Below are 19,983 nucleotides of genomic sequence, written 5' to 3'. Positions count from 1 at the left end.
TATTGAGACAAAGAGTTGAAGCTGACGGGCCGGCTCCGTCAGAACGTCGGCCACAAGGATATCGACCAAAGCGCCCGCGCCGGAGATTGCATCGCGGCGGCTGCGCGTCACCCTCGCGCAGGGATCGCGGCGACGGCGCCGGGCACATCCGAAAGGTGGAGCAGTTGGGAGACAATGGAATCCTACCGCGCTCGATACGCCTGGTAGGAGTCATCAGCCTGTGCGGCGGTTTCGGGGGACCCCATCCCCATCGTCAGGCCGAAGGTACGAGGCTTGCGGGAGCATAGTCAATGAGCCTGCGCCATGTCCTCGAACGCCATCAGGTCTCGATCTACCTCGGCGCGGTCGTCGCGGCCGTGGCCACCGCGGCGGCGGTGCCCGTCCTCGATGGCCTGGCGGCGATGATCAGCCCGGCGCTGGCGGTGATGCTGTTTGCGACGTTTCTCCAGGTGCCGCTCATGGACCTGCGCAAGGCGCTGCGGCAGGTGCGCTTCATGGCAGCGCTCCTCGTGGCCAACTTCATTGCCATACCCGCGCTGGTGAGCGGGCTCATGCCGCTCTTGCCGCCCGATCCGCTGCTCCGCCTCGGCGTGCTGATCGTCCTGCTGGCGCCCTGCATCGATTATGTCGTGACCTTCGCACATCTCGGCCGGGCCGACGCGCGCGCCCTGCTCGCGGCAACGCCGCTGCTGCTCGGGGCGCAGATGCTGCTGCTGCCGGCCTATCTCGGGCTTTTCCTTGGCGAGACCGGCCGGACCCTGATCCGTATCGCGCCCTTCATCCATGCGTTCGTCTGGCTGATCGCCGTGCCCCTGCTGCTAGCGAGTCTGACTCAGGCCTGGGCGCGCCGCAGCGCGACCGGGACGCGCGTGGGCGACTACCTCGGCCTGCTTCCTGTGCCGGCCACCGCGCTGGTGCTCTTCGTCGTCGTCGGCTCGGTCATGCCCCAGCTCGACGCCGCGCGCGCTCACGCCATGCAGGCGCTGCCGGTCTACGTAGCCTTCGCGGCCATCGCGCCGTTCGTCGGCTTTGCCGTCGGCAGGCTGTTCCGGTTGCCGTCGGCGGGCTCGCGCGCCGTTGCCTTCAGCGCCGCGACCCGCAACTCGCTCGTCGTGCTGCCGCTCGGCCTCGCGGTGCCCGGCGCCGGGCCGCTCCTGCCGGCCGTCATCGTCGCCCAGACGCTGGTGGAGCTGCTGAGCGAGCTCGTCTACATGCGTCTCCTGCCGCGCCTGGGTGAGGATCCCTAGAGGGTCTCGCCCCCGGGGCCGAAAGCCCGTTCGGTCGTGGAGCGAGAGGCGTCATTGTCGACGACGCATGCGTTGCGGGCCTTCCCGAAGCGAGTCAGGCTGCGCGTGCCGGCGCTCAAGACGCGGGCACGACAACAAGCGGGAGGACGACCATGCTGAGCCAGTCTCAAATCGATAGCGCGTTGCGTCAGAGGGCTGAGGCCAGGGAGATTCCTGGTGTCGTAGCCATGGCGGCGAGCGGGAGCGAGGTGATCTACGAGGGTGCCTTCGGCCGGCGCGACCTGTCCCAGGAGGCGCCGATGACGCCCGACAGCGTGTTCTGGATCGCCTCGATGACCAAGGCGATCACCGCTGCGGCGGCCATGCAACTGGTCGAGCAGGGCAAGCTGTCGCTCGACGGGCCGATCGGGACGCTGCTGCCCGACCTCGCGGCCCCCCAGGTGCTCGAGGGCTTCGATAGCGCCGGCGAGCCGATCCTGCGGCCCGCCAAGGGGGACATCACCCTGCGCCAGCTGCTGACCCATACCGCCGGCTTCTGCTACGACATGTGGAACGACGCCATGGTCCAATACCTGGCGAAAACCGGCACGCCGGGGATCACCTCGTGCCGGCATGCGGCGCTCAGGACGCCGATCATGTCCGATCCGGGCAGCCGCTGGGAATACGGCACCAGCATCGACTTCGTCGGCAAGGCGGTGGAGGCGGCGAGCGGTGAGCGGCTCGACGCCTACCTGCGCGACCACCTGCTCGCCCCGCTGGGCATGTCCGATACGAGCTTCAAGCTGAGCGAGGCGCAGCGGACCCGCCTGGTTGCCGTGCACACGCGCGGCGCGGACGGGTCGCTGGCGCCCATTCCGTTCGAGATCGAACAGGACCCAGAATTCCACATGGGCGGCGGTGGCCTTTACGGCACCGCCCGGGACTACCTCACCTTCACCAGGATGATCCTGAACAAAGGACGGCACGATGGCCAGCAGGTGCTGAAGCCGGAGACCGTGGCGAGCATGGCGCAGAACCACATCGGCGATCTCGCCGTGACCAAAATGACGGCCGCCGTGGCGTTCGCCAGCAACGACGTCGACCTCTTCCCCGGCATCGTGAAGAAGTGGGGCCTGAGCTTCATGATCAACACGGCCGAAACACCGGAGGGGCGCAGCGCCGGCAGTCTCGCCTGGGCAGGCCTGGCAAACACCTACTACTGGATCGATCCGGCCCGTGACGTGACCGGCGTCATCTTCATGCAGGTGCTGCCCTTCGCCGATCCGGCATGCCTGGAGGCCTTCACCGCCTTCGAGAGTGGGATCTACGCAGGACTGGGTGACGTCAAGCACGCGGCATAGGCACTGCCGCGGGGGAGCACGATGCCCGCGCATTCGCCCCCGCGATCCGCGAGCCGCGCCAGCGGCAAGCGTGCTTCCCCCTCGACCAGCGCACGTCGGCTTGTATAGTCCGGCGCGTCGACCGGCGCGCCGCGCCGTGGGGGGAGGGGCCAGCTTGCCGATCATCGAGACCGCCGTCGATCCACGTTCGGATGAGTTCCGCGCCAATGCGCAAGCCTGGAGCGAGCTGGGCGCGGAGCTTGCCACGCGCCGCAAGGCGGTCTTCGCGGGCGGCCCGGCCAAGGCCCGCCAGCGCCATGTCGGCCGCGGCAAGCTGCTGCCGCGCGACCGGGTTACGCGCCTGCTCGATCCCGGCGCGCCGTTCCTGGAGGTGGGCGCGCTCGCGGCCCTCGGCATGTATGGCGAAGACATCCACGGCGCGGGCCTGATCACCGGCATCGGCCGGGTCGCCGGCCGCGATGTGATGATCGTCTGCAATGATTCGACCATCAAGGGCGGCACCTATTACCCGATGACGGTGAAGAAGCACCTGCGCGCCCAGGAGATCGCCGCCGAGAACCGCCTGCCCTGCATCTATCTGGTCGATTCGGGTGGCGCCAACCTGCCGCACCAGACGGAGGTCTTCCCGGACCGCGAGCACTTCGGCCGCATCTTCTACAACCAGGCCAACCTGTCGGCGCGCGACATCCCGCAGATCGCGGTGGTGATGGGCTCCTGCACGGCGGGCGGTGCGTATGTGCCCGCCATGTCCGACGAGACTGTCATCGTGCGTCGCCAGGGCACGATCTTTCTGGGCGGGCCGCCTCTGGTGAAGGCGGCGACCGGCGAGGTCGTCTCGGCCGAGGATCTGGGCGGCGCCGACGTGCATGCCCGCCTGTCGGGCGTCGCCGACCATTACGCGACCGACGACGTGCACGCGCTGGCCATCGCCCGGCGCATCGTCGGCACGCTGAACAATGTCAAAACGGCCGACATCGACCTCGCCGCGTCGGCGCCGCCGCTCCTCGATCCCTCCGAGCTCGACGGCCTCGTGCCCACCGACCTCAAGAAGCAGTACGACATCCGCGAGGTGATCGCGCGCCTGGTCGACGGCTCGGAGTTCGACGAGTTCAAGCGCCTCTACGGCACCACCCTGGTCACCGGCTTCGCCCGCATCCACGGCATCCCGGTCGGCATCCTGGGCAACAACGGCATCCTGTTCTCGGAGAGCGCGCTCAAGGGCGCCCACTTCATCGAGCTCTGCTGCCAACGCCGCATTCCGCTGCTGTTCCTTCAGAACATCTCGGGCTTCATGGTCGGCCGCCAGTACGAGGCGGGCGGCATCGCCAAGGACGGCGCCAAGCTGGTGACCGCCGTCGCCTCCGCGCGCGTGCCCAAGATCACCGTTCTGGTCGGCGGCTCGTTCGGCGCCGGCAACTACGGCATGTGCGGACGCGCCTACTCGCCGCGCTTCCTGTTCACCTGGCCGTCCAGCCGCATCTCGGTGATGGGCGGCGAGCAGGCAGCCAGCGTCCTGGCGACCGTGCGCCGCGACAACATCGAGGCGGAGGGGCGCTCGTGGCCGACGGAGGAGGAGGCGGCCTTCAAGGCGCCCATCCGCGCGCAGTACGAGGTGGAGGGCAATCCCTACTTCGCCAGCGCCAGGCTTTGGGACGACGGCATCATCATGCCGTCGGAGACCCGCGACGTGCTGGGGCTCGCCTTCTCCGCCTGCCTCAACGCGCCGGTCGAGAAGACCGCCTTCGGCGTCTTCAGGATGTGAGCTCGAAGACGAAGTTGAGTCGCGTGCGCACCAGCAGCTTGTAGCCGGTGTCCTCGATCAGCTTGGGCAGGTCAATCTGCCAGCGGCCCGAGCCGTCCTCCAGGATGATGAGCTTGGGGTAGAGCGATCGCGGCGCGGTGCGGAAGAACGGCTCCAGGATCAGATCCTCCGCACCCTCCACGTCGAGCTTGGCCGCGTCGATATGCTCGAAGCGCTCTTCATAGGCCAGCTGATGCAGCGTCTTCGCCGGCACCCGGATCGGCGTGGCGTCGCTCGAGCCGAGAATCTTGAGGCTCGACTCGCCGCTGTTGTCCGGATCGAGGAACAGGGTGAGCTCACCCGACTTGTCGGCGACAGCGCAGGCGATCGCCTTCACGGTCGGCCACTGGTTCTGGCGGACGTTGAACACCAGCCGCTCGAAGACATCCGGCTGCGGCTCGATCGACAGGATGCGGGCCCGCGGCCCGGCCTTGGCCGCCACGAACACCGAATAGGCGCCGACATTGGCGCCCACATCGAGGAAGTTGAAGCCCTCGTCACGGTCGCGGGCGGCCTCGACACGTCTGGCCAGAATCTCCAGTTCCTCGGCGTCGAAGAACTGCGGCGTGAACAGCACCTTCTTTTCGCAGATGTTCTTGTAGGGGAACAGCCGCATGCGCGCGCCGAGCACCTCGATGTCGACGGGCGCGCCGTCGAGGCGGCGGATGGCGAGCTGCCGCAGTGCCAGCGCCACCCGGCGGCCGAGCCAGGTCTCGGGCAGGGTGCGGGTGACGGCGATGGCCGCGCGTATCAGCGGCGTGGGCGCGAAGGCGCCGAAGGTATCTCGATCCGGGGCGGACGTCTGGGCCATGATCCAAGCAATGTGTGCGGAGGCCGCGTCCATACACCGAGCGCCGCGGGACGCAAAGTCGCGCGGTCCGCAGCGGCCGCCGCCATTGGAAGGCGGCGCCGTTTTCTGGCAGGATGAACCGACAGGCCGATTGCATCGGATCGGTTCGCCGCCTACGTGCGTCGTCCCCGGCCGCGAGCGATCGAGGGCAGCGCGGAAAACAGGGTAACGGCATGACGAACGGCGGGACGGCGGCTACCGAGAGACGGCGCACCGAACACATCAAGCTGCACGAGCCGCAGCATTTCGAAGGCATGCGGCGCGCCGGTCGGGTTGCGGCCGAGTGTCTCGACATGCTGGTGGGCCGCATCGAGCCGGGTACCACCACCGAGCAGATCGACCAGTGGGTGCTCGCTTTCGGGCTGGCGCGCGGCGCCTATCCGGCGCAGCTCAACTACCGCGGCTACGGCTTCTCGTCCTGCACGTCGGTCAATCACGTCGTCTGCCACGGCATGCCGAACGACAAGCCGCTCAGGGAAGGTGACATCGTCAACGTCGACGTCACCTTCATCGTCGACGAGTGGCACGGGGACGCCAGCCGCATGTATGGGGTGGGCGAGATCCCACGCCGCGCGGCCCGGCTGATCGACGTTACCTATGAGTGCCTGCTGCGCGGCCTCGCCGTCATCAAGCCGGGCGCGACCACGGGCGACATCGGCGCCGCCATCCAGGAATTCGCCGAGGGCGAGCGATGCGCCGTGGTCCGGGACTTTTGCGGCCACGGCCTCGGCCGCGTCTTCCATGATGCGCCCGCCATCCTGCATTTCGGCCGCCGCGGCGAGGGCCCGGCGCTGAAGCCCGGCATGTTCTTCACGGTCGAGCCGATGATCAACCTCGGCCGGCCGCCGGTGAAGGTGCTCTCCGACGGGTGGACTGCCGTGACGCGGGACCGCTCGCTGTCGGCGCAGTTCGAGCACACGGTCGGCGTGACCGAGACCGGCGTCGAGATCTTCACCCAGTCACCGAACGGGCTCGACAAGCCGCCGCACACCTCCGGCGCATGACCGAGACGCGGCCAGATCCCGAACCGCCGCACCACGTCGGCCATCGGGATCGGTTGCGCGCCCGCTTTCGTGACGCCGGCGGCGAGGCGCTGCCGGACTACGAGCTGCTCGAGCTGCTGCTGTTCCGCTCCGTGCCGCGGCGTGACGTGAAGCCGTTGGCGAAGGCCCTGATCAAGCGCTTCGGCTCCTTTGCCGAGGTGCTCGCGGCCCCGGTCGCGCGGCTGCGCGAGGTCGACGGCGTCGGCGAGACGATCACGATCGATCTCAAGGTCGTCGAGGCCGCGGCCCGGCGGCTGACACGCGGCTCGATCGCCAAGCGCCCGGTGCTCTCATCGTGGGGCCAGGTGATCGAATATTGCCGCAGCGCCATGGCCTTCGCCGAGCGCGAGCATTTTCGTGTGCTGTTCCTCGACAAGCGCAATGCCCTGATCGCCGACGAGGAGCAGCAGCGCGGCACCGTCGATCACACGCCGGTCTATCCACGCGAGGTCGTCAAGCGCGCACTCGAGCTGTCGGCGAGCGCCATCATCCTGGTGCACAACCATCCCTCCGGCGATCCGACGCCATCGTCGGTGGACGTGCGCATGACCAAGGAGATCGCGACGATCGCCAAGTCCCTGGGGATCGCGCTGCACGACCACATCGTCGTCGGCCGCGACGGCCATGCAAGCCTGCGCGGCCTGCGGCTGCTGGAGGCGTGAGAGCGGCAATGGATGCGCCGGGGTTTGGCGCCTCGGCATCGCCGCGACATCTCATGCAGGCTTTCTGGGCGAGATAAGCGTTTCCAGATGGACGCGGATGGCATCGGCGATGGTGCGCTCGAACGGCGCGGCGAGGGCGGGCAGCGTGGCCTCCACCCGGATGCCCGTCTCGAGGATCGAGATCGTGCCGGAGATCTGCTCCCGGAAAGCGGTCATGCCGAAGGCGAAGACATCGTCGTGCCACTCGCCGCGAGCGTCGCGGACGAACGGCGGCAGGGCTGCCTCGATATCGCTCATGCGCGCGTCGATCAGGCGCCTGGCGGCAGCGCCGCCCAGCGCATGCGGCACGCGGACGTCGAGGAGAATGGCCATCCGGACTTCCTTCATAGGTAGGGGGCCTGCGCGCGGCGACATGCCGTCGATGATGGCTGTCCCTTGCTCGAAGCGGCCGCTGCCGAAAGACGTCAACACAGTCACACCCGACATGCTGCCGTTGGCCGACGAAGGGCCGGTGTTCGCCTGGAGCCGCGCTCCAAGCCATTCAGCGCTTACCTGAGGACGCCGGCCTCATTGAGCTTCTCGATGCGACCGGCGTCATAGCCCAGGAGATCGCCAAGGACATAGCCGGCGTCGCGGCCGAAGTGCGGGGCCGCCCGGTCGTAGGTCGCCGGCGTCTCGGACAGCCGATACCGGCTCGCATCGACGATGCTCTCGCCACCCAGTTCGTGCGGCAGATGCACAAAGTGCTCCCGTGCCGCGAGTTGGGGGTCGGCGACTATGTCGGCGGAGGTGCTCGCCTGGTGCGCCGGCACGCCCAGCGCCTGCAGTGCCCCTTCGACGTCGTGCGCATGGCGACGGCGCGTCCACGCGGCCACGATGGCCTCCAGCCGCTGTTCCTGATCCTTGCGGCCCGCGAGGGTCGCGAAGGCTGCATCCAGCGCGTCCCCCCCCATGAGCGCGGCGAGACGCGACCATTCGGCGTCGGTGCGGGCCACGATCGCCACCCACTCGTCATCACCCTGGCAGGGGAACACGCCGTGCGGCGCGAACTGCGGGTCGCGATTGCCGGCGGCGGCCGGAAAGCGGCCGGTGGCCGCGCCGTGGGCGACCTGCGGCGCCAGGAACTGGACGCCGGCCTCGGCCTGGGAAATATCAAGCCAGCAGCCTTCGCCGGTGAGGCGGCGGTGCTCCAGCGCCGCAAGCAGGGCAACGAGGCCGAACCGCGGGCCGACGAAGTCCGTGTAGGGCCCGAAGGGACCGACCGGGAGGGCGCCCTCACGGCCGACCAGCAGCTGATACCCCGCCATGGCCGCCCCCATGTTGCCGAAGCCGGCAAAAGACCTAAGGGGGCCTGTCTGGCCCATCAGCGATGTGCTGACGCCGATCAGGCGCGGGTTGTCGGCACGGAGGGTTTCGGGGCCCAGGCCCCAGAGGGCCATCCGGCCCGGGGCGAAGCTTTCGACCAGCACATCCGCCCAGCGCGCAAGGTCGCGGACCACCTCGCGCCCGGCCGGCTGGCCGAGGTCGAGGGCCAGTCCCAGCTTGCCGGAATTGTAGGTGTCGTAGAGGGCGCAGCGCTGCGGGTCGCTTTTGCCGCCGGGGTAGGGGCCCATCAGCCGCGCCGTCTCGATGCGCACAGACGACTCCACGCGCACGACCGTCGCGCCGTAGTCGGCCAGCGCGCGGCCGATGGCCGGCCCCGCCACGACCCAGGCGAGGTCGAGCACCTTCAGATCGCCGAGGGGCTTCATCCCGGTCATATCACGCCTCTCTGCCGGAGCCCGGCGAGCGTGGCGCCCTCGACGCCGAGCAATTCGCCGAAGACGGACTCGTTGTCCTGCCCGAGCGTCGGCGCGCCCCTGGGCGGCGCGAACATGTCCGCTGCACCGAAGGCGAAGGCGCCGGGCAGGGTGCGCGGCCGGCCGTCTTCCTCGACGGCGACAAAGAACCCGCGCGCCGCGAGTTGCTCGCTCGCCAGGAGGTCGCCGATGTCGTTGATCGGCGCGAGCAGTACCCTCCGCTTCAGCGCCTCGGCCAGCAGGTCCGCCTTGCTGCGATGGGCGAGGAACTCGGCCACGGCGGCGCGGGCGAGATCGAGGTCGTCCTCGCTGGCCTCGCCCGCCATGATCCGCTGCGGCGCCTTGACCCAGTCCCAGTCGTGCAGCGCGGCCGGGAGGGCGCCTTCCTCTTTCATCCAGGCGAAGAAATTGTTGGCTTTGTCGCCGGCGGCCGGGCCGAGGCCCAGGTGCATCTCGACGAGGCCGTCGCGTACGATCCACTTCGAACGCCGCGTGCGCGCGCCGCTGCCCGAGAGGTCGAGCGCCTTGGGCCCGTTTGCCGGGCGGATGGCGGGCGTGAACGAGAAGTCGGGGTGACCGACGGCGGCGGCCAGGTGACTGGCGAGCGTCGCCTGGGTGACGCTCTGCTGGACGGAGATGTCGACGTGCTGCCCGCGTCCGGATTGCAGGCGGGCAAAGTGAGCGATCATGGCGCCGGCCGCCGCGTCTGCCGCGCCGTGCAGATAGGCCTGGGGCACGCTGATCCGCAGCGGCTGTCCCTCGGCGTCGCGGTTCGGCACCAGCGGGCCGCCGGCGGCCCATAGAATGAGCTCGGCATCGGCATAGTCGCGCTTGGGCCCGTCCGATCCGAAGGGCGTGATCGAGACGTGGACGAGCCGCGGATTGCGGACGCGCAGAATGTCGTAGGAGAGGCCGAGCTCGGCGAGCCGTCCGGGGCGGGCCGTCTCGAACAGAAAATCCGCGCGGTCGACGAGGCGCAGCAGCAGCTCGCGGCCGTCGGGCTGCTCGACATCCAGCGTCACCCCTCGTTTGCCAGCGGCGAAGGCCGACCAGTAGAACGAGCGTCCTGCCTCGTCGAATGGAGCGACCTGCCGGGCGTGGGAGCCCCGCGGCGGCTCGACCTGGATCACGTCCATGCCGAGCTTGGCCAGCATCTGGCCGGCCAGCAGCCCGCGCTCGTCGGTCAAATCAACGGCACGATAGGGGGCGAGCCAACCGCTCATGTCTCCTCCTGGTGACGGGCCGGATTTCGGGCGGCCCTCGGGCCGACGCAGGTCGGACGTTCGGGGCGGCGGCTCCGCGCAATGTGAAGCCCCAGGTCTCGAGCGTCCAGCCGTATTACGACCCGGCCAGGGCCTCGATGCCGGAGACGATCGCGACCACGAAGCTGAAGCTCAGCGCGACACCGAGCGCGCCGAAGGCGATACCCACCCCGGCGATCGCCCCGTCGCGCTCCACCAGCCCGAGCCCGACCAGACAGGCGGCGAAGCCGAGCGGGATCTGGCCGACGAACGGCGGTGCCGCCAGCAGGCCGAGGGCGATCACGAGGAGGATCACGCCCGTGGCGCGCATGCCGATCGGCGTGTTGAAGACGGCGAGGCGCGTGCGCGAGATATGCTCCAGGCGGCGCACGGCCGGCAGCGCTCGATCCACGGCCTTCGCGACATCGGCCCGTGCGACGGTCTTCGCCAGGAGCCGCGGCGGCAGCCAGGGCGTGTGCAGGCCCAGGATGATCTGGATGGCGACGAAGCCCAGCAGGAGGCCGCTGATCAACGGGATCGGCGGCGGCATCGGCAGGCAGTTGGGCAGGGCGAGGACGACGACCAGCAAGGCAAAGGCCTGGTGATGCAGCCTGCTGACAATCTCGCCGACGCTGACCCGATCATTGTCGCCGGCGGCGAGTGCGATCAGGACGTCGGACGTGCGCTGGATATCTGACAAAGACCGGGGCCAGGAGAGCGGGGCGCTCGATCCGCTCTCCTTAACTTACGGCGGCCTCAGGGCCAAGGGGCGGGCGACCCACCTCGGCTCCGGGGGGTCAGTGAATGGCGAAGACTCCGTCGACCGCGCGGTACTCGGTCGCCTTGATGAGCTTTGCATGCGCGACGGTGACCGAATGCACCGGGCCGTCCAGCGAGGCCTGCCAGAATTCCAGGAACTTGTTCAGGATGGGAAAGCGCGGTGCCACATCGTATTCCTGCCAGACGAATGTCTGCAGCAGGCGCGGGTGGTCGGGCATCCGATACAGGATCGTCGCCGTGGTGAGCCCATAGCCCTGAAGCTGTTTCTGAAAGTCCGGCGTCATCGTGCTCCTCCGATCAAGGATCGTCGATGATGGCGATGCAGCGTTGAGTCCCGCAAGCCTCATATTGTTCAAACGCGTGTAATTTCAAGGCATTAGCAGCATATGTGAGAGATTGCTGACAGCCCTTCCGCCGGGGCGGCCGGCGTCGGCCCTCGGGTTGGCCGCCCGGCGGCATCGGCTATGGTGAGCGCCCTGACGGCAACACGGGGAGGGACGGATGGCGGACGACAGGGTTGCTCTGGTGACCGGCGCGGGATCCGGCATCGGCCGGGCCGTGGCCCTGGCCTTCATGGCCGAAGGCTACCGGACGGTGCTGGCCGGCCGGCGGGCGGCGGCCCTCGCGGAGACCGCCCAGCAGGGCGCCGTCGGCGGCGACCGGGTGCTGTGCGTGCCGACCGACGTCGGCGATGCCGGCTCCGTGCACGCCTTGTTCGAGGCGGCCCGCATCGGCTTCGGCCGGCTCGACGTGCTGTTCAACAACGCCGGCATCGGGGCGCCGCCGGTGCCCATCGATGAACTCAGCGTGGCGCAATGGCAGGCCGTCGTCGACACCAACCTCACCGGCCCGTTCCTGTGCACGCGCGAGGCCTTCCGGCTGATGAAGGCACAGCAGCCGCGCGGCGGGCGCATCATCAACAACGGCTCCATATCGGCCTATGCGCCGCGGCCCAACTCGGCGCCCTACACGGCGACCAAGCACGCCATCACGGGGCTGACCCGCTCGACGGCCCTCGACGGGCGCGCCTTCGACATCGCCTGCGGCCAGATCGACATCGGCAACGCCGCGACGGAGATGACCGGCCGCATGGCGGCCGGCGTGCCGCAGGCCGACGGCTCGCTGCGCAGCGAGCCGCTGATGGACGTGGCGCACGTGGCGGAGGCGGTGCTCGCCATGGCACGCCTGCCACTCGAGGCCAATGTGCTGTTCATGACTGTGATGGCGACCACCATGCCGTTCGTGGGCCGCGGCTGATCGCCGACCGTAGGGGCTGCGCGAAAGGCTTATAATCCTTTGAATCTGGAGCGCTTCTTTGCACGGCGGTGTTTCCAGCCCAGGGCGAAGCGCTCTAGCGTCCTCTGCCGCGCTATGGTTTGAGTGTCGTTGCAAGCCGAATGGAAAGTGCCGCGGGAGGGCCCAGGGGTGTTCGAGAGCGTTTTGATCGCCAACCGCGGCGAGATCGCCTGCCGCATCATCCGCACGGCGCGCGAGCTCGGCATGCGCACCATCGCCGTCCATTCGGACGTCGATAGCGACGCTCTGTTCGTTCGCCAGGCTGACGAGGCGGTGTTGATCGGGCCGGCGCCGGCGGCGGAAAGTTACCTGGTCATCGGCCGCATCATCGAGGCGGCCAAGGCCTCGGGCGCCCAGTGCATCCATCCGGGCTACGGCTTCCTGTCCGAGCGCGCGGAATTCGCTGACGCCTGCGCGGCGGCCGGCGTAACGCTCGTCGGCCCGCCGGCTGCGGCCATGCGGGCGATGGGATTGAAGGATGCGGCGAAGGCCCTGGCCGAGCGGGCGGGCGTGCCGGTGGTGCCGGGTTATCACGGGCAGAAGCAGGAGGCCGAATTCCTGCGCCAGAAGGCCTACGAGGTCGGCTATCCCGTCCTGATCAAGGCGATTGCCGGCGGCGGCGGCAAGGGCATGCGCCGCGTCGACAAGGCCTCTGACTTCGACGCCGCGCTCGAGGGCGCTCAACGGGAGGCGCAGAGCGCCTTCGGCGACGCGCGCGTGCTGGTGGAAAAATACATCCTGGCGCCCCGGCATGTGGAGATCCAGGTCTTCGCCGACACCCACGGCAACGTGGTGCATCTGTTCGAGCGCGACTGCTCGCTGCAGCGACGGCATCAGAAGGTGATCGAGGAGGCACCGGCGCCGGGCATGACCGCGGAGGTGCGCGAGGCGATGGGCAAGGCCGCCGTCGAGGCCGCGCGCGCGGTCGGCTACGTCGGCGCCGGGACCGTCGAGTTCATCGCCGACGGGCGGGAGGGCCTCAAGCCCGACCGCTTCTATTTCATGGAAATGAACACGCGGTTGCAGGTGGAGCACCCGGTGACCGAGGCGATCACCGGCCTCGATCTGGTCGAGCTGCAATTCCGCGTCGCCGCCGGCGACGCGCTGCCGTTCAGCCAGGAGGACCTACGCCTCCACGGGCATGCCGTCGAGGCTAGGCTCTATGCGGAGGATCCTGAGAAGGGCTTCCTGCCGTCCACGGGGCAGATCTGGCTGCTGGATTTCCCGGAGGTCGACGGGGTCCGTATCGACAGCGGCGTGGAGAGCGGCGGGCGCGTCAGTCCGTTCTACGACCCCATGCTTGCCAAGATCATCGCCCACGCGCCGACCCGCGGCGAGGCGCTCGATCGGCTCGCGGAGGCCCTGGGCGACACGCTGGTGGCCGGGCCCAAGACCAATCTCGCCTTCCTCAAGCGCATCGCCGAGTCCCACGATTTCCGGGCCGGCCGCTTCGATACGGGCTACATCGACGCACGCCTGGACGAACTGGGCGCGGTGGAGCAGCCGCCCTTCGGCCAGTCGGTGGCCGCGGCCGCCCTGATGCTGCAGCGCCAGGCGCAGCGCGGCGCGACGGCGACCCCCGCGGCCCCCGCCTTCACCGACCCGTGGGCCAGCGAGCACGGCTTCCAGCTCCTGGGCGAGCGCCACGTCGAGATCCCGCTGCTGGTCGACGGCGAGCGCGACGCGGCCGCCCAGTCGTTTCCGGATGGTCGCGTGGCCGTCAGCTACAAGGGCGCCGAGGCGACCGAGGCGGATCTCCTGTCGGAGGTCGACGATATCCCGGCCGCATTCGGCGACGGCACCATCGTCATCGCGGCAGGACGGGCCTTGATCGCGCTCCGCGACGGCCGTCAGGTTACGGTCGCCCCTTTTGATCCCTTCGCCGTCGATCTGGAGCACATCGGGGAAGCCGGTGGTACCGTCAAGTCACCGATGCACGGCAAGGTGGTCGCCATCCTGGTCGCCGCCGGCGAAGCCGTCACCAAGGGCCAGCGCCTGGCGGTGGTCGAGGCCATGAAGATGGAGCACGCACTCGTCGCACCGCGGGCGGGAACCGTCGCGGACGTGCGCGCCGCAGCCGGACAGCAGGTGGCGGAGGGCGCGCCGATCGTGGTGCTGCACGAGGACGAGTAGGGCTTGGGCGCCGGCGGAGGCGGGCGCGGCAAGCTGGGGATGGCCCCGGCGGTGCGGCTTGGCCGGCCGCGTGCGCAACGCTACAACCGGGCATGGCGCTCAATCTGGTCAAACTTTGCGTGGGCTGCGATTCGATCGGCGAACTCGAGCAATGGATCGCCGAGCGGGCGGCGCTCGCCCGCCGCACCGGTCGGGTCTACGAGCAACTGCACACGACGCGCATGGTGCCAAAACGCGTCGGCGAGCTCGACGGCGGCTCCCTGTTCTGGGTGATCCGCGGCCAGGTCGCCTGTCGCCAGCGTCTGGTCGCGGTGCGGCCATTCACCGACGGGGACGGCATCGGACGGTGTCACCTCGTGCTCGATCAGGGTGTCGTGCCGGTGGAGCCGCGGCCGAGCCGTCCGTTCCAGGGCTGGCGCTATCTGGCGGGGGCGGACGCGCCGCCGGATCTGGCTGCCCGCGGCGCCGGCCTCGAGGCGATGCCCGAGGACATGCGGCGCGACCTGGCGGCCCTCGGCCTGCTCTGAGCCGGTGTGGGTCCTGAAGACGGAGGTACGGTCCGGGGGTAAGCCCGACCAGGGTATCGGGAACAGAGGCCCCCCGAGCGCATCGCCGCCATCGGACTTGACCCGAGCGTCCATCCGCTCAAAAGGGTCGGATTCACTCGGTTGAGCTTATAGGATCATGGCTCGTCGACGGGAGCGGTCGCCATGGCGAGATTGGGTTCGGCTGGACGTCTGGTGCTGACGGCAATCCTGCTGTCGGCCGGCGCTGCGACATCGGACGCGGCGTCTGCGCCGTGCAAGGCGCCCGGCACCAGGCAGGAGCGGGGCAAGGCCCTCAGGAATTGTCCGCCAACGGTGTTGCCGCGCGAGCGCCTGGACACGCGGCTCGGCGCCGGACGGGACGTCGGCACCATGCGCTTCGGCGATACCGAGATGCGGATCGGCGGCCGGGCGAGCTTCAGCGCCGGTTACGCCCGCTGATCAGACGGCCATGTTGTCGATCAGCCGCGTGCGCCCGAGACGGGCCGCCGCCAGCAACCGGAGCGGGCCCTCAGCCGTCCCGGAAACCGACGCCAGCGTGTCGGCATGGCGGGCTTCCAGATAATCGACCTCGAAGCCTTCGGCGGCCAGGGTCTGCCGGCCCTCGGCGGCAACCGTCGCAACCGGCTCGCCGGCGCGCAGCCGCCGCGCACTCTCGATCAGCACGCGGGAGATCGCCGGCGCAAGCGCCCGCTCTTCGGTGCTGAGGTAGCGGTTGCGCGAGGAGAGGGCGAGACCGTCGCTCTCGCGCAAGGTCGGCGCGGGCACGATCTCGACGGGCAGGTCTAGATCGTGGACCATACGGGTGATGACCTTGAGTTGCTGGTAGTCCTTCTCGCCGAACACGGCGACGTCGGGCATTGCCTGGATGAAGAGCTTGGACACGACGGTCGCGACGCCGGCGAAATGGGTCGGCCGCACGACGTCATCGAGGCCCGCCGTCGCCGGACCGCCGAGCGACACGGTGGTGGCGAAGCCGTCCGGGTACATGACCTCGACCGGCGGCGCATAGACGAGGTCGGCGCTGGCGCCCGCGAGCTGGGCGGTGTCCTGCTCCAGCACGCGCGGATAGCGGGCGAAGTCCTCATTCGGCGCGAACTGCGTCGGGTTCACGAAGATCGAGACGACAATGCGGTCGGCGCGCGAGCGGGCCAGCTCGACCAGCGACAAATGGCCCTTGTGCAACGCCCCCATGGTGGGCACCAATGCGACCCGTTGGCCGGCGTTGCGCCAGGCGGCGACCGCTTGGCGCAGGGCTGCGACCGTCGTGACCTGCGCGATGTCAACCATTGGCTCCCTCCTGCCGACCTTGCCGCCCGGGCGCGACGCGCCCACGAGCTCCCGCGCGGCCGTGCGCCAGCGCTCTAGCAGACCGCGCGAGAGGCGACAAACAGACCGCGCGCGAGGCGACAAAACCCGCCTTGCCATCGGCCGCCCTGCACGCCCATGTACGAAGCCGGTGACAGGGGAGACGGCCGTGTCGGGATTGACGTCGGAGCATCAAGGGCAAAGCGCGGGGTGCCGACCGTCCTTTGCAGGGATGGTTCGCTAATGGCATTGCTCGCTGGCGTCGTTGCCCTCGCCCTGCTCTGGTGGCTGCTCTCGAACTATACGAAGTCCGATCCCAAAGCTCTGGCGGCCACGTTGCGCAAGGTGGCGGGGGCGACGGCCTTCGGCTTTGCGGGCTTGCTGCTGCTGCGCGGCCGCCTCGACATGGCGGTGCTGGTGGCGGGCGGCGGCGCTTGGCTCTACGGCGGTATGCCGTTCGGGCTGCCCAATCCGTTTCAGCGCGGTCCGGCCCGTGTCGCCAAGGTGCGTTCGGCGATGATCGAAATGGACCTCGATGCCGCAACGGGCGCGTTGCGCGGGCGCGTCCTTGCCGGGCCGCTGGCCGGAACCGAGCTGGACACGCTGGATCGGGGCGGGCTGCTCGCGCTGCTGCGGCAGTGTCGGGCCAGCGACTTCGACGGCGCCCGCTTGCTAGAGGCTTATCTCGACCGCCGGACGCCCGGATGGCGTAAAGACGCTCAGGGTGACGCAGACGCGCGGGCCGGTCAGGCGCCCCCTGGCGCGATGACGGAACAGGAGGCCTACGAGGTCCTGGGCCTTGCTCCGGGGGCGTCCGACGAGGAGGTCGCTGCCGCTCACCGCGCGTTGATAAAGCGGCTCCATCCAGACCTCGGCGGTACGACCTACCTCGCTGCCCGCGTCAATCAAGCCAAGGATGTTCTGCTGGCCCGGCATCGCTAATACTCCACACGCAGGTTCCGGGAAGGGGGCAGGCTCACATTCGGCTGCGTCGGCGGCCATCGCCGGCTCAGCTTTTGATGGCGAAGCAGGCAAAGCCGCTTCGCTTCAGGCTCTTGCACGCGGCCTGAGCGGCGTCCGGGTCGAAGCCGGAGAACCGGGCCCGGTACAGCGTCGCGCTCCCACGCACCACTTTTTCGGTGAAGGGGGATGCGCCCTTGAGGGCTGCCGAAGCGCCCTTTGCACTGGCGAGGAGCTTTTCGGCCTCCGCCTCGTCCTCGGTCGCGCCGAGCTGGATCACCCAGCCGCCTGTCGATCGCCGTCCCTTGTCGTCGTCGGCCCGTTCGGCCGCCTTGGACGCCGTCTTGGCTACGCTCGACTGACCGGAGCCCGACTTGTCGTCGGTCGCCTTGACCAGCTGTCCCAGCGCCCGGACATCGGACCTGGTCTTGGTGTCAGGCGCATAGGCGAGGCGGGCAAGCGCCTGGGATTCGGCGACACGCTCCTGGCGCGGGGCAACCCAGCGGAAGGCCGATGGCGTTGTCGTCGACAGCGAATTCGCCGAGGCGACCACCGGGCGGATGTCGGCGCGGCGCGGCGCGAGTTGAGCCCGCGCCGGCTTTGGCACTTCGCGGGTCGCCTCCCTGGGCGCGACCTCCGGCTCCGCATCGCGGGCTGCGGCCGCCATCGCCACGGGGGCGCCCTCACCGACCATCGGCGTCTGGCGGGCGCCTGCATACGCCCGCGGCATGCTGTCCTCGATGAGCGATGCCATGATGCGATCGCGTATGGCGCCCGAGCGTCCGCCGAGGACGATGCCGACGACATGCCGGCCGTTCGCCTTGGCCGAGGTCATCAGGTTGAAGCCGGACATGCGCGTATAGCCGGTCTTGATGCCGTCCACGCCCTCCACGCGCCCGATCAGGCGGTTGTGGTTGCCGATGACGCGGCCGCCGTAGCGGAAGGAGCGGGTGGAGAAATAGCCGTAGTAGCGCGGGAAGCGATCCTGGATGGCCCGGGCGAGGATGCTGAGGTCGCGGGCCGTCGTGACCTGGCGCTCGTCCGGCAGGCCGGATGCGTTGACATAGACCGTGCTCGCCATACCGAGCGCGCGAGCCTTTGCGGTCATCATGCGGGCGAAGGCCGGTTCGGACCCCGCGAGGTTCTCGCCGATGGCGACGGCGACGTCGTTGGCGGAGCGGGTGACAACGGCCTTGATGGCGTCCTCGACCTCGATCGTGCTGCCCGGCCTGACGCCGAGCTTCGACGGCGCCTGGGACGCGGCATTCGCCGAGACGCGCAAGGGGCTGTCGAGCGACAGGCGGCCGCGGTCGAGCTGCTCGAACAACAAATAGAGCGTCATCACCTTGGTGATCGAGGCCGGATACCGGATCTCGTCTTCGCTCTTGGCGTAGAGTGTCTTGCCGGTCTTGACGTCGATGACGTAGGCGGCGAAGGCAGGACGGTAGGGCTCGCTCTTGGCCTGGCGGGCGTGGTGGGACCTGCCGTGCTTGTGCTTGCGGGCTTCGGCCGGGGTGGACAGCGCAAACGTCGCGACCAGCCCGAGCGTGACGAACAGCGCTCCCGATATACGACGACGGATCGGTACGCCACTTGAAGCCATGTTCCTCAGCCCCGCCTTTCTCGATCGCCCCAGTCGATCAGCCGGACGGTGCGGACCTGTCCAGCTGCGGGTGAGACGCTACGGGAGCGGGAGTTACGGATGCGTTAAGTGCGATCCGCGATACCCCGCCCGCGGTTAAGGCGCTGCTTGACTGTTTTGGCGCCGCCGCACTTGACAGCTTATGTTGCAGTGCACAAATTGGCGGTGTGGGGGCGGGCCGCGCTGGGCGCAGTTGCCTGCAATCCCAGTCGTGCGCCGGGGATGAGCTTCTCGTGCGCTGAGAGGAGATCATCATGATGCAGCAATTCGAGTCCGCCCAAAAACTGGGCAAAGATCAGATGGATGCGGCGCTGAGGTCGTTCGGCTCCGTGTCGAAGGGCGCGCAGGCCATCGCTACCGAACTGGCCGACTATTCCAAGCGCAGCTTCGAGCAAGGCACCGCCACGTTGGAGAAGCTCGTGGGTGCCCGTTCGGTGGAGAAGGCGATGGAGATCCAGTCGGAGTACATCAAGACCTCGTACGAGGCGCTGGTTGCCGAGTCGACCAAGCTCGGCGCGCTGTACTCGGACCTCGCCAAGGAAGTCTTCAAGCCGTACGAGGGCGTGTTCGCGAACGCCAAGGCCGCCACCGAGGCCAATATTTCGGCGCTGAACGCCCAGGTCGCCAAGACCGCGGCTTGAGCCGGCGCCGCGCTGGCGCGGCTTCTCCGCCCAAAGAAAACCCGGCCTTGCGCCGGGTTTTTTTCGTCGTCGGTGGGCGAATGGTCGCGGCTGACGCACGGGAGGCGGCCCGGACGTCGGCGGCGGGGAGGCTCAGCCGTTGGCGCGGCGCCAGCCGACGCCCCACATGGCCCCCAAATGGCCATATCGCCACACTGGCGAAGGCTGCTCGCGGACATTAAATTAGCGTGTAAGATCCTCGTGCGCGGGTTTCGCGCCCGCGCTGACCCCGGAAGGTTTGAGACGACGATCGCCGATGTGGACATCATCACCGGACGACCTTGTGGGTGGCGTTCCATCGACACTGATGGCGGAGCGCCGCAAGAGTGGCGCCGGCGACGGCTCGGGTACGGCGCTGCTGACGCGCACGCGCACACGTACGAAGCGACCGAGCATGTATCGGGTGCTGCTTCTGAACGACGACTACACGCCGATGGAGTTCGTCGTTCAAGTCCTCGAGCAGTTTTTCAGCAAGTCGCGCGAAGACGCAACACGGATCATGTACCACGTTCATCAGAACGGCGTCGGGGAGTGCGGCGTTTTCACTTATGAGGTGGCCGAGACCAAGGTCACGCAAGTCATGGACTTCGCCAGAAAGCATCAGCATCCGCTGCAGTGCGTGATGGAGAAGAAGTAAACCGCGGATAGGGGATACC

The 19,983-nt window shown here is 68.9% G+C and carries 20 protein-coding genes and 1 riboswitch; of the genes, 12 read left to right on the top strand and 8 right to left on the bottom strand.

Annotated features, from left to right (window positions below; translation table 11 throughout):
- Positions 1–197 precede the first annotated feature (197 nt).
- A riboswitch (Fluoride riboswitch) is annotated at positions 198–258 on the bottom strand.
- 32 nt (positions 259–290) lie between these two features.
- The 3 genes from IEW34_RS07785 (at position 291) to IEW34_RS07775 (ending at position 4,349) form a co-directional block, all read left to right on the top strand.
- Positions 291–1,247 (top strand): arsenic resistance protein, encoded by a 957-nt coding sequence (locus IEW34_RS07785; protein WP_188608560.1) that lies wholly within the window; start codon positions 291–293, stop codon positions 1,245–1,247.
- A gap of 152 nt (positions 1,248–1,399) precedes the next feature.
- Positions 1,400–2,587, top strand: coding sequence for a serine hydrolase domain-containing protein (locus IEW34_RS07780; protein WP_188608559.1), 1,188 nt, complete (start codon positions 1,400–1,402; stop codon positions 2,585–2,587).
- Between the two features lie 154 nt (positions 2,588–2,741).
- Positions 2,742–4,349, top strand: coding sequence for a carboxyl transferase domain-containing protein (locus IEW34_RS07775; protein ID WP_188608558.1), 1,608 nt, complete (start codon positions 2,742–2,744; stop codon positions 4,347–4,349).
- Here IEW34_RS07775 and IEW34_RS07770 read toward each other — a convergent pair.
- A complete protein-coding gene (locus tag IEW34_RS07770) occupies positions 4,339–5,199 on the bottom strand; it encodes an FkbM family methyltransferase (protein ID WP_188608557.1) in 861 nt (286 codons plus the stop codon). The two genes, IEW34_RS07775 and IEW34_RS07770, sit on opposite strands and share 11 nt — an antisense overlap.
- Before the next feature lie 212 nt (positions 5,200–5,411).
- On the opposite strand from IEW34_RS07770, the gene map reads away from it, so the two are divergent.
- Complete coding sequence (map, locus tag IEW34_RS07765; protein WP_188608556.1) at positions 5,412–6,242, top strand: type I methionyl aminopeptidase; 831 nt, start codon at positions 5,412–5,414, stop codon at positions 6,240–6,242.
- A complete protein-coding gene (gene radC / locus IEW34_RS07760) occupies positions 6,239–6,943 on the top strand; it encodes a RadC family protein (protein ID WP_188608555.1) in 705 nt (234 codons plus the stop codon). Before map ends, radC begins: the two co-directional genes overlap by 4 nt.
- 51 nt (positions 6,944–6,994) lie before the next feature.
- Here radC and IEW34_RS07755 read toward each other — a convergent pair whose 3' ends face one another.
- The 5 genes from IEW34_RS07755 to IEW34_RS07735 form a co-directional block, all read right to left on the bottom strand.
- Complete coding sequence (locus tag IEW34_RS07755; RefSeq protein ID WP_210324465.1) at positions 6,995–7,315, bottom strand: polyhydroxyalkanoic acid system family protein; 321 nt, start codon at positions 7,313–7,315, stop codon at positions 6,995–6,997.
- A 176-nt stretch (positions 7,316–7,491) separates the two neighbouring features.
- Positions 7,492–8,703 carry a CaiB/BaiF CoA transferase family protein gene (locus IEW34_RS07750; protein WP_188608553.1) on the bottom strand — a complete coding sequence of 404 codons (1,212 nt, stop codon included), beginning with the start codon at positions 8,701–8,703 and terminating at the stop codon, positions 7,492–7,494.
- Positions 8,700–9,965 carry a CoA transferase gene (locus IEW34_RS07745; RefSeq protein ID WP_188608552.1) on the bottom strand — a complete coding sequence of 422 codons (1,266 nt, stop codon included), beginning with the start codon at positions 9,963–9,965 and terminating at the stop codon, positions 8,700–8,702. Before IEW34_RS07745 ends, IEW34_RS07750 begins: the two co-directional genes overlap by 4 nt.
- Positions 9,966–10,080: 115 nt before the next feature.
- The gene (locus tag IEW34_RS07740) at positions 10,081–10,683 is read right to left on the bottom strand and encodes an exopolysaccharide biosynthesis protein (protein WP_188608551.1); all 603 of its coding nucleotides are present in this window, start codon (positions 10,681–10,683) and stop codon (positions 10,081–10,083) included.
- A gap of 97 nt (positions 10,684–10,780) precedes the next feature.
- Entirely contained in the window at positions 10,781–11,047 is a 267-nt protein-coding gene (locus IEW34_RS07735) for an usg protein (RefSeq protein WP_188608550.1), read from the bottom strand.
- A gap of 217 nt (positions 11,048–11,264) precedes the next feature.
- Between IEW34_RS07735 and IEW34_RS07730 the strand changes: the two genes are divergently transcribed.
- The 4 genes from IEW34_RS07730 (at position 11,265) to IEW34_RS07715 (ending at position 15,178) form a co-directional block, all read left to right on the top strand.
- Entirely contained in the window at positions 11,265–12,020 is a 756-nt protein-coding gene (locus tag IEW34_RS07730; protein ID WP_188608549.1) for an SDR family oxidoreductase, read from the top strand.
- Positions 12,021–12,188: 168 nt separating this feature from the next.
- Positions 12,189–14,192, top strand: a complete 2,004-nt coding sequence (locus IEW34_RS07725; RefSeq protein WP_188608548.1) for an ATP-binding protein — start codon at positions 12,189–12,191, stop codon at positions 14,190–14,192.
- A 92-nt stretch (positions 14,193–14,284) separates the two neighbouring features.
- Entirely contained in the window at positions 14,285–14,719 is a 435-nt protein-coding gene (locus IEW34_RS07720) for a DUF1489 family protein (RefSeq protein WP_188608547.1), read from the top strand.
- 183 nt (positions 14,720–14,902) lie between these two features.
- Positions 14,903–15,178, top strand: coding sequence for a hypothetical protein (locus IEW34_RS07715; RefSeq protein ID WP_188608546.1), 276 nt, complete (start codon positions 14,903–14,905; stop codon positions 15,176–15,178).
- On the opposite strand, the gene panC is transcribed toward IEW34_RS07715, so the two are convergent.
- Entirely contained in the window at positions 15,179–16,027 is an 849-nt protein-coding gene (gene panC / locus IEW34_RS07710; RefSeq protein WP_188608545.1) for a pantoate--beta-alanine ligase, read from the bottom strand.
- 261 nt (positions 16,028–16,288) lie between these two features.
- On the opposite strand from panC, the gene IEW34_RS07705 reads away from it, so the two are divergent.
- Positions 16,289–16,987, top strand: a complete 699-nt coding sequence (locus IEW34_RS07705) for a DnaJ domain-containing protein (RefSeq protein WP_188608682.1) — start codon at positions 16,289–16,291, stop codon at positions 16,985–16,987.
- Positions 16,988–17,054: 67 nt separating this feature from the next.
- Here IEW34_RS07705 and IEW34_RS07700 read toward each other — a convergent pair whose 3' ends face one another.
- A complete protein-coding gene (locus IEW34_RS07700) occupies positions 17,055–18,608 on the bottom strand; it encodes a serine hydrolase (RefSeq protein WP_188608544.1) in 1,554 nt (517 codons plus the stop codon).
- 293 nt (positions 18,609–18,901) lie between these two features.
- On the opposite strand from IEW34_RS07700, the gene IEW34_RS07695 reads away from it, so the two are divergent.
- On the top strand, positions 18,902–19,288 hold the full coding sequence (locus IEW34_RS07695) for a phasin family protein (RefSeq protein WP_188608543.1): 387 nt from the start codon (positions 18,902–18,904) through the stop codon (positions 19,286–19,288).
- Between the two features lie 346 nt (positions 19,289–19,634).
- On the top strand, positions 19,635–19,964 hold the full coding sequence (gene clpS, locus IEW34_RS07690; RefSeq protein WP_244641870.1) for an ATP-dependent Clp protease adapter ClpS: 330 nt from the start codon (positions 19,635–19,637) through the stop codon (positions 19,962–19,964).
- Positions 19,965–19,983: the final 19 nt, after the last annotated feature.

The sequence above is a fragment of the Chelatococcus reniformis genome (assembly GCF_014640075.1).
GTDB classification, from domain to species: Bacteria; Pseudomonadota; Alphaproteobacteria; order Rhizobiales; family Beijerinckiaceae; genus Camelimonas; species Camelimonas reniformis.
This window is presented reverse-complemented; position numbering and strand designations above follow the sequence as displayed.